Source organism: Apibacter sp. B2966 (genome assembly GCF_011082485.1).
Taxonomy (GTDB): domain Bacteria; phylum Bacteroidota; class Bacteroidia; order Flavobacteriales; family Weeksellaceae; genus Apibacter.
This window is the reverse complement of the sequence record NZ_CP049714.1, coordinates 1462566-1477236: the sequence shown is the minus strand read 5'-3', so window position 1 is coordinate 1477236 and position 14671 is coordinate 1462566. Positions and strand designations below refer to the sequence as shown.

The 14671-nt window shown below is 31.8% G+C and carries 14 protein-coding genes; 4 read left to right on the top strand and 10 right to left on the bottom strand.

What is annotated here, in order from left to right; all coding sequences use genetic code 11:
* Positions 1-50: 50 nt before the first annotated feature.
* Entirely contained in the window at positions 51-2516 is a 2466-nt protein-coding gene (locus G8C43_RS06425; RefSeq protein ID WP_166004889.1) for a beta-glucosidase, read from the bottom strand.
* A gap of 281 nt (positions 2517-2797) precedes the next feature.
* Between G8C43_RS06425 and G8C43_RS06420 the strand changes: the two genes are divergently transcribed.
* Positions 2798-3097, top strand: a complete 300-nt coding sequence (locus G8C43_RS06420) for a DUF3817 domain-containing protein (RefSeq protein ID WP_160542867.1) — start codon at positions 2798-2800, stop codon at positions 3095-3097.
* Positions 3098-3255: 158 nt separating this feature from the next.
* Here G8C43_RS06420 and G8C43_RS06415 read toward each other — a convergent pair whose 3' ends face one another.
* Positions 3256-3999, bottom strand: a complete 744-nt coding sequence (locus G8C43_RS06415) for a YebC/PmpR family DNA-binding transcriptional regulator (protein WP_166004887.1) — start codon at positions 3997-3999, stop codon at positions 3256-3258.
* A 193-nt stretch (positions 4000-4192) separates the two neighbouring features.
* Positions 4193-4981 (bottom strand): NAD(+) synthase, encoded by a 789-nt coding sequence (nadE, locus tag G8C43_RS06410; protein ID WP_166004885.1) that lies wholly within the window; start codon positions 4979-4981, stop codon positions 4193-4195.
* Between the two features lie 54 nt (positions 4982-5035).
* On the opposite strand from nadE, the gene G8C43_RS06405 reads away from it, so the two are divergent.
* From G8C43_RS06405 to hemB, 3 genes are all read left to right on the top strand, one after another.
* Positions 5036-6052: a gliding motility protein GldB gene (locus tag G8C43_RS06405; protein ID WP_166004883.1), complete on the top strand. Its 1017-nt coding sequence runs from the start codon at positions 5036-5038 to the stop codon at positions 6050-6052.
* 42 nt (positions 6053-6094) lie between these two features.
* A complete protein-coding gene (gldC, locus tag G8C43_RS06400; protein ID WP_160542863.1) occupies positions 6095-6421 on the top strand; it encodes a gliding motility protein GldC in 327 nt (108 codons plus the stop codon).
* Positions 6422-6526: 105 nt separating this feature from the next.
* Positions 6527-7504, top strand: coding sequence for a porphobilinogen synthase (hemB, locus tag G8C43_RS06395; protein WP_160542862.1), 978 nt, complete (start codon positions 6527-6529; stop codon positions 7502-7504).
* Positions 7505-7676: 172 nt separating this feature from the next.
* On the opposite strand, the gene G8C43_RS06390 is transcribed toward hemB, so the two are convergent.
* From G8C43_RS06390 to recJ, 7 genes are all read right to left on the bottom strand, one after another.
* The gene (locus G8C43_RS06390; protein WP_166004881.1) at positions 7677-9851 is read right to left on the bottom strand and encodes a SurA N-terminal domain-containing protein; all 2175 of its coding nucleotides are present in this window, start codon (positions 9849-9851) and stop codon (positions 7677-7679) included.
* A 153-nt stretch (positions 9852-10004) separates the two neighbouring features.
* Entirely contained in the window at positions 10005-10262 is a 258-nt protein-coding gene (locus tag G8C43_RS06385) for a DUF6952 family protein (RefSeq protein WP_160542860.1), read from the bottom strand.
* Positions 10243-10557, bottom strand: coding sequence for a thioredoxin family protein (locus tag G8C43_RS06380; RefSeq protein ID WP_166004879.1), 315 nt, complete (start codon positions 10555-10557; stop codon positions 10243-10245). The genes G8C43_RS06385 and G8C43_RS06380 overlap by 20 nt, the downstream gene beginning before the upstream one ends.
* 23 nt (positions 10558-10580) lie before the next feature.
* Positions 10581-11219 (bottom strand): peroxiredoxin, encoded by a 639-nt coding sequence (locus tag G8C43_RS06375; RefSeq protein WP_105296560.1) that lies wholly within the window; start codon positions 11217-11219, stop codon positions 10581-10583.
* Positions 11220-11592: 373 nt separating this feature from the next.
* Positions 11593-12222 (bottom strand): 7-carboxy-7-deazaguanine synthase QueE, encoded by a 630-nt coding sequence (locus G8C43_RS06370; RefSeq protein ID WP_166004877.1) that lies wholly within the window; start codon positions 12220-12222, stop codon positions 11593-11595.
* Between the two features lie 50 nt (positions 12223-12272).
* Positions 12273-12848 (bottom strand): nicotinate (nicotinamide) nucleotide adenylyltransferase, encoded by a 576-nt coding sequence (gene nadD / locus G8C43_RS06365; protein WP_166004875.1) that lies wholly within the window; start codon positions 12846-12848, stop codon positions 12273-12275.
* A 9-nt stretch (positions 12849-12857) separates the two neighbouring features.
* Positions 12858-14570 (bottom strand): single-stranded-DNA-specific exonuclease RecJ, encoded by a 1713-nt coding sequence (gene recJ, locus G8C43_RS06360; protein WP_166004873.1) that lies wholly within the window; start codon positions 14568-14570, stop codon positions 12858-12860.
* Positions 14571-14671: the final 101 nt, after the last annotated feature.

Genomic DNA, 14671 nt, shown 5'->3' with positions numbered 1-14671 from the left:
ATTTTCCGCTCTGTTAAATTAATATGACTTTAAAAATGATGGATTATGATTTATCTATTAGATTTTAAATCTTGAAAATTAAGATCATTATTTAACACATTGTTTACTTTTTCAACAATTAACTTATTTGGTAATGAAAAATTAGATACTTGCTTAGTGTTAGTAAGAGATGAGTTAAACTCAATTTTATAGATTCCAGCATCGGCAATCCATGCGGAAGCCAAAGGATTAAAAGAAGCTAAGTCTTTGGGTTGAAGTTCGAAAAATACCACTTGAGTTTCTCCCGGTTTCAATACTCTGGTCTTAACAAATCCCTTTAATTCTTTTGATGGTTTATCTATATTCCCTTTAGGAGTTGAAAGATACAATTGAACAACTTCTTTACCTGCAACACTTCCGGTATTTTTAACTTTAAGAGAGATCAAAAGTTTTTGATTAAATTCAGCGGAACTCAATACAGGTTCAGAATAGTCGAACTTTGTATAAGAAAGGCCGTACCCAAATTCATAAGATGGAATAACATTAAAGGTGTTAAAATATCTGTATCCCACATATATGCCTTCCTTATAAGATACGTCAGTTGGTTTTTCTGCCGGAACTCCGTCAAAATTAGAAGAAGAAGAAACATCTGTATATTTAACAGGTAGGGTTTGAGTTAATTTTCCGGATGGATTCACAGCTCCTGAAAGTACATCGGTTATAGCATAGCCGCCTTCCTGACCGGGAAGACTTGCCCAAACTATAGCATCTACTTTATCTTTCCAACTGGAAGTTTCAATAGCGCTTCCTGAATTTATAATCACAACCACTTTTTTATTTTGTTGATGAAATGCTTTTGATACTTCAGAAATTAAATTTTGTTCTTTTTCGGAAAGATCAAAATCATCAGGAATTTTTCTGTCTCCGGATTCACCCGCTTCTCTTCCAATAGTAATGATTGCAATATCATTTTCTTTAGCACTGTTTTGGATCGCTTTTTCCTTAATGGTCGGCTGAGTTAAAGTTGGTAAGATAGCGAGTAATTTTTTCTTTAATTCCTCAGTTTTAGCTAATTCCTCTTTAACAAATTGAGAATAAGTTTGATTTAAATTTTTATCAATCACATAACCGTTATCTTCTAATCCTTTAGGTAAAGAAATTACATATGCTTTATTTACATTTCCACTTCCTGTTCCTCCTGCTATAATATTATATGAACCACTTCCAAATAAGGCTATTTTACTTCCTTTATTTAAAGGTAAAGCTCCTTGCTCATTTTTTAATAAAACCATACCTTCTGAAGCTGCTTTTCTGCTTAAAAGTGCATGGGATTTCAAATCCGGATTATTAGTTGGTACATAACCGGCTACCCGTGGAGATTTATAGATCATTTCCAATACATTTCTCAAGCAATTATTTACATCTTCAATAGAAAGACGTTTAGTTTCAATGTATTTTTTAAGGGTTTCAAATTGTACTTGCGTACCCGGCATTAATAAATCATTTCCTGCATGTATTTGCTTTGCAAATATGTTTTCATCATAAGAATCTTTACTTATTCCATCATGGCTGGTATCGCTTACAGCAGATACATTGGCATATCCGCCAAACCAGTCTGTAATTACTGCTCCTTTGAAGCCCCATTCGTGACGTAAAATAGTGGTTAATAAGTCATAACTTGCCGAAGTGTAAGTCCCGTTAATTTTATTGTAAGAAGACATAATGGTTGCCGGATTAGATTCTTTAACAGCAATTTCAAATCCGCGTAGGTAAATTTCTCGTAACGCTCTTTGAGATAGATGAACATCTAAGTCCATTCGATTATTTTCACTATTGTTTGCGGCAAAATGTTTTAAAGAAACACCCACACCGTTTTTTTGAATTCCTTGGGTGATCGCTGAAGCGAATTTACCGGCTATTAAAGGATCTTCTGAGAAATACTCGAAATTACGCCCACACAAAGGGTTGCGAATGATGTTTAACGCCGGAGCCAATTGAATATCCGAGCCATATTTTAAGGCTTCATCTCCAATAGCATTTCCAACTTCTTTTGCTAATTCTGTATCCCAAGTGGTCGAAATAAGGGCCCCTACAGGAAAACCTGTGGCATAATAAGTTCTTGTTTCTCCTTTTCTTTTATAAGAAATGCGGACACCTGCAGGACCATCGGTAAATATTACTGCAGGAACGCCCCATTTGTCAATGGGTGTAGTTGAACCTGCTGACCCGGGAATAAGGTAGCTTGGTATTGTGACTCCTTTAGGGTCTATAGCTTCAAACCCTTTCAACATTTCAAATCCAACCATTCCCGTACCCAAGAGTAAATGTATTTTATCATCAACAGATAAACGAGAAATTAAATCATTAATTCTTTCATAATCCGACAGTCGAGTATCTTCATAAGGTTGTAGTTTTCCATCTTTGTTCCAATCAGAAAATCTTTGATTATTTACAACGATTTGAGGATAGGTTTGCGCCTTACTGAGGTTAAATGCGCAAAAACCGGCTAATGCATATAATACAAATCTTTTTTTCATCATATTATTTTTTTTCTCATAAGGTACAAATTATTTATTATATATTAACATAGACATGATATAAATTAGGTGTTAAGTGCCTTGCTATTACTATATAATATTCAATAATTGATATACAATAAGATATATATTCTGATTTTATATAATAAAAAAAGATGAAATTGATCTAAAGATGTATTCACATACAGTAGTATCTAAATAAAAAGATAATACGAACCATTTATGTAAATGCGAAAATTATCTTGATAAATGATTATTTTTGTACAAGTAAAGGTAAGCAAATGAATAAAAAAAAGGTAGAAAAATATTTTAATTTAGCTTGTTATGCAGAATGCATAAGTTGTTTCTTACTTTTTTTAGTAGCCATGCCCTTAAAATATTTTTTTCATTATACCTTATTTATGATTCCGACGGGTATGATACACGGTTTATTTTTTACCGCATATATTATATTGGCGATTTTAGTTAGAAAGCATTATAAATGGGATGATGAAGATTTTGTATTTGTATTAATGTCAGCCTTTTTCCCGTTCGCAACACTATGGGTCGAAAAAAAATTAGCTAAGATCAATCGAACATAAATTAACCAATTTTAGATTTCCGGTTGTAGAAATCAACTAATAATTTAAAACTGTTTAAATTATTATCAATGATTTAACAGGAATACGATAGATATAAAAAAATAAAAAGCTTCTTATAAGCATAAGAAACTTTCTATTTTTTATATATGTAAAAAATTCTAATTTACAGCGTTTTGCAATTCTTCAGTAATTTCCATATTATGAAATACTTGTTGAACATCATCATCGTCTTCAAATTTTTCAAGCATTTTCAAAATAGTTTGTGACTGTTCTAACGGAAGAGCTTTTGTATTGTTAGGCAACCTTTGTAATTCCGCACTCTTAGGCTCTATACCCAATTCTTCAAATTTATGGTTTATAGAACCAAAATCTTCAAAAGAAGAGGTTATAATCACTTCATTTTCATCTTCTTCAATTTCTTCGGCTCCTGCGTCAATCATTTCCAATTCAAAACTGTCCCAATCCATAGTAAGATTTGACTTATCTAAAGTAAAAATCCCCTTTCGATCAAAAATAAATGTAAGTTCTCCATTTTTGCCCAGATTTCCTTCAAATTTGTTAAATATAGCACGAACATTGGCTACAGTTCGGGTAGGATTATTAGTAGTACATTCTAAAAAAATGGCAATTCCTCCCGGTCCATATCCTTCATAGGTTATTTCATCGTATTGTTCTGCATCTGCCCCTGAAGCCTTTTTAATCGCTCTTTCTACATTGTCTTTTGGCATGTTTACACCTTTCGCATTAAGTAAACAACGACGAAGTGCAGGGTTAGATTCAGGGTTAGGGCCACCGGCTTTTACAGCAATTGCAATTTCTTTACCAATACGGCTGAACTGTTTTGCCATTTTGTCCCATCTGGCTAATTTTGAAGCTTTTCTATATTCAAATGCGCGTCCCATAATCAAGTTTAATTTCTAAAACAAAAATAATAATTGAATGAGTTATAGAAAAATAAATTATTAATTTTTAAATCTTTTTTACATGTTTAACTATTTGATGGTTTGTTCTTTTTTTACAACTAATATATAGATGAACTAAGAACAATTAATAATTATTAGTAACCGTGAAGTTAAACAGTATCCTTAACAAAGTTTAATCAAGTAATTCTTTAGGAATTTTACAAACCGGAATAGGATTAATTTTATGTTGAGCAAGTCTGTTTAATCGATCATAAATTTCGAAAACTTCACGTTCTCTTCCTGTAAAATCAGAAGCCTTATGATTTTCATGAACATTCATTGCCCATTCAAGTTCCGGATAGGAAGCTCCAATTTGGTCTTCATCAGATCGGTCATCGGTCCAAAGACCATCGGTAGGTTTCGCTTTTTGTATAGACTCAGAGACATGTAATTCTTTGGCTATTTCAAATACCTGACTTTTTAAGAGGTCGGCAATAGGGCTGATATCAACTCCTCCATCTCCATATTTAGTAAAAAAGCCGATGCCAAAATCCTCTATTTTATTACCTGTTCCACAAACCAAGAAATTGTTGAGTCCTGCATAATAATATAAGGCAGTCATACGAAGACGAGACCGAGTATTAGCTAAAGACAAATTGTTTTTTTCATGAGATTCATCCGCTTCTAAATCAGATTTTAAAGCCTCAAAAGTGTTGGTCAGATTTATAGTTTTTCCGGTAACATTTGTATAATGTTCAGTGAGATATTTTATATGTTCTCTGGCTCGAGTAACTTGGTCTTCCGGTTGATGAATAGGCATTTCTAAAACTAAAACGGGTTTACCGGTTTGAGCAGCTAATGTAGAAACTACAGCGGAATCTATTCCTCCGGATACTCCTACTACAAATCCTTTTGCTCCACTATTTTTGAGATAATCGTTTAACCAATTAACAATATAGGAAATTACTCTGGTTGTTTTCATAATATTGTATCTTTGCGCGTAATATTATATATTTAAAAATCAAGTGTAAAGATAATGAAGATTATTAAATATCTTACAGTATTGTTATTAGTAATAAGCTGCACTCATAAAAGCAGTAAAGATGATTTGAATAAGAGGTGGAAAGTAGAGGTTAGCGAGATACAAGAACCTATTGAAATTCATGATATAGCAAAAGATTTTTACAATTTAGATATTTCAATACCGGATTTTAGAAAAAAATATCCTTTTTATTTGAGTCAGAATACCCCGGATTCCCGATTTGAAAAAGATCGAAGGGATAGTACAGAACTCAATATTTATTCTGAAATAAAGAAAAAAGTTTCTAACGATAGAATTAAAGCTGAATTAGAGAATCTTTTTCAGCATATCAAGTATTATTATCCGGAATTTAAATCTCCCGAAGTATATTTATATTCATCATTTACCTCAGATTATTTGAATCCTATTACATATATTCCACAAAATAATTATTTACTTATTGCTACAGATTGCTTTTTAGGTTTTGATAATAAATACTATAATATGATGAATATAGATAAATATATCCAGAGAACAATGAGCATGGAATATTTTTCATCAAAAACGGCAAAAGAAATAATTAAAGGAATGGCAATAGTTCCGCGAGAGACGAACAGCCAATCTTTTGTTTCACAAATGATTTATCAAGGCAAAATTTTAGTTTTGGAAGATGCCTTTTTGCCTGAAGTAAAAGATTGTTATAAAATAGGATATACCCAAGACCAGATAAATTGGGCGAAAACTAACGAATATGAAATATGGAATTTCTTTATTGAAAGTAATTATGTGTTTAGTGATGATATTTCTTTATCTGATCGGTTTTTATCGTTAGCGCCTTTTTCTAAATTTTATACGGAGGTAGACTCTCAAAGTCCGGGGAGAATAGGTTGTTGGACCGGATGGCAGATTTGTAGAAAATACTTACTTGAAAATCCTCAAGTAAGCCTACAAGACTTTATTAAAAATCCTAACCACGAGCAAATATTTGCCAAGTCCAAATATAAGCCCCATCCTGAGGTAGAGACACACTAATATTTAAAGATACAAAACAAAGTAATATTTTAATAGGAGCTAATGAAAGAAACTGAAATAAATTTTAATGTACAATTAGATGAAAACCATATACCTGAAAAAATTGTATGGGCAGCCCCGGACGGAGGAGTAATTGGAGCAGAAAGTAAAGCTATTTTATTATCCGTTTGGGATGATAAAGTTAAAGAAGCTTTAAGGATTGATTTATGGACCAAAGAAATGCCTGTTGATGATATGAAGCGGTTTTTTCATCAAGTATTGCATTCTTTAGGAGATTCTTATCAGAGAGCCACAGATGAGGAAGAAATTGCAGAAGAAATAAGAAAATTTGCAGAATATTTTGCAGATAGGAGTGGTATAAAAATGTAATATTATTTTTAAACTGAATAAGATTTTATTTATCTTATGGGTCTATACCAAATTCTTTTAAATTATACCTTTTTAAGGTCAACTATTAACACGAAATAACAAAAAATGATACTATATAATAGAAATAGAAGATTAAGATCAACTCAAGCCGTAAGAGATTTAGTAAGAGAAACGATTTTAACTACCGATGATTTTATCATGCCGATATTTATTGCAGAAGGAGAAAATATAAAAGAAGAAATTTCTTCTATGCCGGGAATATATCGCCAATCATTGGATTTAACAATTAAAGAGGTTAAAGAATTATGGTCTTTAGGAGTTAAAGCGGTGAATATTTATGTAAAAATCAATGAAAATTTAAAAGATAATACAGGCAAAGAAGCATGGAATAAAAACGGCTTAATGCAAAAATCAATCAAAGCTATTAAAGATGCTGTACCCGAAATGGTAATTATGCCGGACGTCGCTCTTGATCCTTATTCAATTTACGGACATGACGGAATTGTTGAAAATGGTAAAATTGTAAATGATGCAACCGTGGATGCATTGGTAAAAATGAGCCTAAGCCATGCAGAAGCAGGAGCTGATTTTATTGCGCCAAGCGATATGATGGATGGAAGAGTTGCAGCAATTAGAGAAGCATTAGAAGAAAATGGATTTGATGAAGTAGGTATTATGAGTTATGCAGCGAAATATGCCAGTTCGTATTACGGTCCTTTTAGAGATGCTCTGGACAGTGCTCCCGGTTTTGGAGATAAAAAAACCTACCAAATGGATTACGGTAACAGTAAAGAAGCTATCAATGAAGCATTGAAAGATATTGAAGAAGGCGCAGATATTGTTATGGTAAAGCCGGGCCTTCCTTATTTAGATATAGTCTCTAAATTAAATGAAATAGTAGATGTGCCTATTTCGGTATTTCAGGTTAGTGGAGAATATGCCATGATTAAAGCGGCTGCAAAAAATGGATGGTTGGATAATGATAAAATTATTATTGAAAGCTTAACATGTATAAAAAGAGCAGGCGCCGGTCTTATTTCTACCTATTTTGCCAAAGAAGCTGCTAAACTATTGAATCGATAAATTGTAAGTAATAAATATTTTTATAAGAAGCCTCTTTTATTTCGATAAGAGAGGTTTTTTTATTTAAATTACTAAAATAAGTAGCTCTAAAATTGTTTGAAAATAGTATCACAAAAAAACAAAAAAGCATACTTATAATTAAGTATGCTTTTTTTAATATTTATTGTCTAAATTATTTTTGTTGTTGATTTAACAAGATACCTCTATAATCGGTAATATCTGATTCTTGAACTAATGATCTTAAAAGTAAAGAAGGCATTTGTTGAGCATATTGACTCATTAAAGAGGTTTTAAGCTGTTTTTTGTCTCCAACTTGTCCTTTAGTAATTGATTTAGTTACAATTACATAAACTCCGCTTTTTCCTTCAATTGCTTTCGAGGTAACTCCTTGTTTTAACCCAAATGCAGCACCACCCACCTTAGGCTCAAATTCTCCGTTAACTGATGGATTGTCAAAACTTATTGAAGCATTGCTTTTTGTAGTTTTAAATTCAGTTGCTAAGTTGTCAAGTGATTTGTTTCCTGAATTTACTTTTTCAGCAATTATCTTACCCAGCTTTTCATTCCTTACCTCAGTTTCAATTTCATCTCTAACTAAAGAAGGATCTGCTAACCCTTTGCTAAATAAAGATGAAACTCTGGCTACAATATAACTTTGGTCACCCGTAGTGAATACTTCAGTATCACCAAGTTTTCTTTTAGAATCAAAAGCCCAAGCAATAATATCAGAATCTTTATCTGTGTGTAATCCGTTCAACATAGAACCAAAACGTACTATGCCTCGTTGCTGTTGTGGTTTATAGTTAGATTTTTTAGCGAAATCAATAAATTCTCTTGATGACTTTCCTTGAATGGATTGTATGAAATTGGTTGATTGTTTACGGGCAGTCTCGATAGTTTCCTCAGAAGGTTTAATTTCTTTCGCAAGATCTGCTAGTTTATAAACAATTTCATCCGGTTTCCTTTGAGATATCATTAATACCAAATATCCCTGAGGAGTTTCAATAACTTCTGCTTTATTTGTAGGAGAAGTTTCTAAAAAACGTTGTAATTTTTTATAAGGAGCAGGAAAATCTTGAGCTGTTGTTAACTTCATTTCACCATTATTCGAGGAAGCCGTCGGATCGTCTGAATATTGAGAAGCTAATTTTGCAAAATCACTAGGATTAGCATTTAATTTTGCCGCTAATTCATCCGCTTGTTTTTTTGCCTGATCCTTGTTTCTGGCAGTTTTAGGCTGGATTTGCTGAGCTCCGGTGTAACTTATTAATATATTTTTAGCAGTTACCGAATCCGTATTTTTTTTAGCGATTAATTTAGATAATACATAGTATCCATTATCTTTATAAGCATTAGAAATTTGTCCGATAGAAGCATTTTTTACCCAATTTTGTATGTTTTGAGGCAATTGCTTTTCGCTTCTGTATTGAGAGATAAAAGGTTTATCTGCAATTTGTGCGGTATTTAGCTCGCTGATATATAGTGAATCATTTTTAACCGAACCAAATGCTTGAATAGTATCCCCTTCAATAATGGATTGAGATAATAAGGCATTTAATGAATGTAATGTGTTATTTTCATCGGAAGGAGTAGGTTTTGCAGAGAAATATACAAAATCTAGCGTTCTGTTTTCATCAATTTTAAATAAAGATTTATGTCTTTCAATATAAGCTTTTAAATCTTCATCTGTGACCTTAACAGGGTTTGATTTTTGGTATGCATTGTAATCGATTTTAACGTATTCAATATCTGCAATATTGGATTGATTTTGTGCTAAAAGTTCAATTTCCTTGTTATTGGTTAACATTCCGGAACCATAAGTCCCTAAATATTGTTTACCCATTGCTTGATAACCAAAATTCTTTTTTAAAGTCATCATAGTTTGGAAATATTCTCTGTATTGCGGAGAAGCATTTTGGCTTTCTTCCATTTTTTGGAATTCATCCTGAATCAATTTGGTATTAATATTTCCGCTTTTATCTTTGAATTGAGGATTGTTAAATAAAGGAGAGGATTTGGCCATATTCCAAATCATTTTATCAGTTAAAATTAATCCGGATGCATTAAATTTTTGCTCAATTAATTTTTGTTCAATTAACGAATTCCAAATTTGTCCTTCAAGTAAATTTTCCGGATATTGCCCTTGGTACTGAGAAGAAAGAAGACTAAGTTGACTATAATATTCCTGGCGTGAGATCGCTTCTTTGTTTACTTTTCCCAAAACATTGGGATCTTTCTTGCCAATTCTGCTCCAATCAATTCCACCTAATAAAAATAATAATAATGCTACAGCAACAAAACCTATTAATAACCCGTTTCTTTTTCTTATTTGTCCAAGAATAGCCATTTATTCGTAATTTAATTTATTTTAATTTACGAAATTACGGTTTCGACATGAAATATGAAAATAATATTTACCTTAATAGTCATTTTTAAAAATAAAAAAACCTCACAAGAAAAATCTTGCAAGGCTTTTAAAAATTAAATTTAAAAGTATAGACTATTTATCAATTGATCCGAGGACACGTTTCATAAATGCATTTAAAGCATTTTTTTCATCCATACCCTCTCTCATTAGCTTATTAACTTCAATAGCTCCGTACATATTAGAGAGCACTTCTCCTAAAACATCTAATTCTTCATCTTTCAAACCTGGAGCTTCCGTTAAGTTCTCTAAGGTTTCAATCGTTTCATTGATATAATCTTCATCATTATTTTCAATGAATTGAGTTAAATGTTTAATTATGGGTAATTTCATTTACTAATTCTTGTAAAGGTTCTATTTTATTTGTTTGTATTTGATTAACCAGCTTTCCGTCTTTAAAAGAAGCAAAAGTCGGCAAGTTGGTCACATTTGCTAATTTTCTAGATTCAGGAAATTTTTCCGCATCAACAATTAAAAAAGGAATGGTGCTGTTTTCTTCGCCAATTTTTTTAAATTTCGGCTTCATAATTTTACAGTTTCCGCACCATGAAGCAGCATACTGAACGAGAACGATCGGAGATTCTTTGATAATTTCACTTAAATTATCTTCTTGTAATTCTTGTACCATTTTTTTGTTTTTTTAAATTATGATTAATGAGAAGATAAATAATCCGATACTCCTTTACGATTGGCATTCATCGCATCTTTTCCTTCTTCCCAGTTAGCCGGACATACTTCACCGAATTTTTGAACATGAGTATAGGCATCTATAAGGCGTAAATATTCTTGAACATTTCTTCCTAATGGCATGTCATTAATACTTTCATGGAAAACTTTTCCCTCTTCATCAATTAAAAAGGTTGCTCTGTATGCAACATTGGATCCTTTCAATACCACAGTTTCATAATCTTCATCATATTCGGAAGATTCAATATCTAAAATTCCTAAAATATTAGAAAGATTACGTGTTGTATCTGCTAAGATTGGATAAGTAACCCCTTCTATACCGCCATTGTCTTTAGGTGTATTTAACCAGGCAAAATGTACTTCGTTAGTATCACATGAAGCCCCTATAACTATAGTATTTCTTTTTTCAAATTCAGGTAGTGCTTGTTGAAAAGCATGAAGTTCCGTAGGACAAACGAAAGTAAAATCTTTAGGATACCAAAATAATAAAACCTTTTTATTTTTTTTAGTTGCCTCCTCAAAAATATTGATCTTTAAATCATCCCCCATGTGATCCATGGCATCTATTGAAATGTTTGGAAATTTTTTACCTACTATTGACATAATTTTATTGTTTTGTTTATCAAAATATTATTTCATTTTTTACATTTCAAAATTAGTCAATAAAACAAGAACCTTACGTTGTGTAAGCATAATTCTTTTTTATTGAAGAATAAAAAAAAACTATATACATAAAAAAATTTCACGATAACTTCCCGGATTTTTTAATAAGATAGTAAAAAAAATTAATTTATCCTATTAAATGATATAAACACAAAAGGATGAATTAATTAAAAGATATTGAAATCTGATAGTAATCGGTTATAAAGACATGATTCGGCTAATTCTAATACAGATTAAAGGCATTAAAAACTAAAAAATAAAGTGCAGAAGGGTTTTTTAATGATATAGGATTAGACTTTATCAATTGCTGTTATTAGGGAATGTTTAAATATTTATGAGTTTGTAAAGAAACTAGCCATTTAGGGTTTTTCATCACATAATCAATGATTTTTGGAGTAACTTTATTCCTATTACTCCACTCAGGTTGTAAATATAAAATGGCATTATCATTTACTTTAGAAGCCTGTTCTTCCGCAAAAATAAAGTCATGATTATTATAAACAATTACTTTTAATTCGTTTGCTTTTGCATACACACTTTCGAGAGGAAGGGCTGTTTTTTTAGGAGACAGACAGATCCAATCAATATGTCCCGATAGAGGATAAGCTCCCGAAGTTTCGATATGTATTCGGCAACCTAAATTTTTTAGTCTGGACGTTAAGGGTTCTAAATTCCACATTAAAGGTTCCCCTCCGGTTAAAACAATGGTTTTCGATTGGGAAGCAGCCATTTCGGCAATTTTATCTACAGAGCTAACCGGATGAATAGAAGGATTCCAACTTTCTTTTACATCACACCAATGACATCCTACATCACAACCGCCTATTCTTATAAAGTATGCAGCCGTACCGGTATATCTACCTTCTCCTTGAATGGTGTAAAAATGCTCCATAATAGGTAATGATAGACCGGATTCTAAATCCATAGTTATACTATCTTCCATTTACTTATAATTTTTTAGCAAAAACAACTTGCAAAATTACAAAAAAGTAATTATTTATAAAGATTGCTGCCATCAATATAATTGAAGACTTCCGGAGGAAGCATGGGACGAACATTTTTATGTTCTTTAATCATGGAGCGTATTAAGGTAGAAGAAATTTCAATGATAGGAGCGGAAATTTTATGAATATGTGGATGTTCCATAGTTTGTTCCTTCTGAATACTGTTAATTCGAGGATAAACAAATAATGAATGATATTTTAAAATTTGATCATAATTTTTCCATTTATGAAATGAATTCAAATTATCTTCTCCCATTAGTAAAACAAAATCATAGGATGGATATTTTTCTTTTAGTACAACCAACGTATCAATGGTATAGGAAGGTTTGGGTAAAGCAAATTCAACTGAAGAAGATCTGAAATGAGGGTATTTTTCAATGGCAAGGTTTACCATTTCCAATCTGTGATGATCTTTTAACAGAGTAGATTTATTTTTGAAAGGGTTTTGCGGAGTTACAACAAACCAGATTTGGGTAAGGTCTGAATTTTCAATGATATAATTTGCAATGATTAAATGTCCTATATGAATAGGATTAAATGATCCGAAAAATAAACCAACTTTCATTCAACAAAGTTACAAATCCTCATAAAATTTAACATCTTTAATTTGCAGTTGATAAAAAGTTTTGCCTTGCCAATAATTTTCATATAAAGTGAAAACCATATCAAAAGGATATTTTTCAAATTTAGGCAAAAGATGACCCATTTTAAAGGCGATAGCTTCAAATGAATTTTTAATGGAATCTTGGAAAACAATAATTTTTAAATGGGAACGATCTTTACCCATAAGCGTATAATCGCCTCCAAAATAAACATTTCGGGCTAAAAATACCGGGCGCAAATTAGCCGGACCAAATGGAGCAAAATAACTGATAAGTTTGAAAAAACGTTTATTTATTACGGATAGAGATATTTCTTCGTCTATTTCAATAGTAGGTGTTCTTTGGCTTTCCTTAATCGTTTCTTTAACTACAGATTCAAATTTTTCTTTAAAGGGTAAAAAATTCTCTTTTTTTATCGAGAGCCCTGCAGCATACATATGACCACCAAATTGTTCCAAATACTCAGAGGTTTTTTCCAAAGTTTTATAAATATCAAAACCGGTAACACTTCGAGCAGAAGCAACCAGGTCTTTATTTTTTCCTTCTGTAAAGACTAAAGTAGGCCTGTAATATTCTTCAATTAATCGGGAAGCTACAATTCCAATGACCCCTTTGTGCCATTTGCGATTAAAAACAATGGTGGAATAAGTACTGGTTTGACCTGTTTTTATAATTTCTTGAATGGCTTCGGAAGTGATATTGGCATCAAGCTCTCGACGTTCGTTATTAAGCTCATTAATTTGAGTATAGATCTTTCGAGCTTCAATATCATTAGTTGTAATAAGTAGTTTTACAGCATTGCTTGCATGGCTGATTCTTCCTGCAGCATTTATTTTAGGAGCTATTCCAAATACAATATTATTAATTGAAAAAGCTTCACGAGTTTCTTTGGGTAAAAAAACCTTTAAACCTACTCTGGGTTTTTCCAACAATTGTTTCAAACCAAATGCAGCTAAAATTCGATTTTCACCGGTTATCGGTACAATATCGGCAGCGATACTGATAGCTACTAAGTCTAAGTAGGGAAATATATCTTCCTGTGGAATTTGTTTTTGGGAGGACAAAGCTTGTATAAGTTTAAAGCCAACTCCACATCCGCTTAAAAATTTATAGGGATACTTGCAATCTGATCTTTGCGGATCTAAAATAGCAACCGCTTCCGGAAGAACTTCATCCGGCAAATGATGATCGCATACGATAAAATCAATGTTTTTATCTTTTGCATAAGAAATCTTATCTTTTTCTTTAATTCCGCAATCTAATGCAATTATTAAGGAAAAACCATTAGCAGCGGCAAAATCGATGCCCTGATAAGAGATGCCATATCCTTCTTCATATCTATCCGGTATATAATAATCGATATGCTTATAAAAAGAATTTAGAAAAAGATACATCATTGCCACAGAAGTAGTACCATCCACATCGTAATCTCCATAAATAAGTATTTTTTCATTAGTATTTATGGCTTTTTCGATTCTTTCTACAGCAATGTTCATGTCCTTTAGAAGAAAAGGGTCATGAAGTTGATCAAGCGAAGGTTTAAAAAAAGTTTTAGTTTCATCAAATGTAGAAACACCTCGTTTTAAAAGAAGGCTGGTAATTTCCACAGGGAATCCCAGTTCTTCAGCTAGTTTTTGGGCTTTATTTGGATCAGGTTGAGGTAAAATTAACCAACGATTTCGCATAGTTTACAAATGTATATAATTTTAGTAAATATGAGTACTTTGATTTTATCTTTTATAATTATAGAAGATTGGCTAAAAAAAGATTGAATGTTTTTATATAT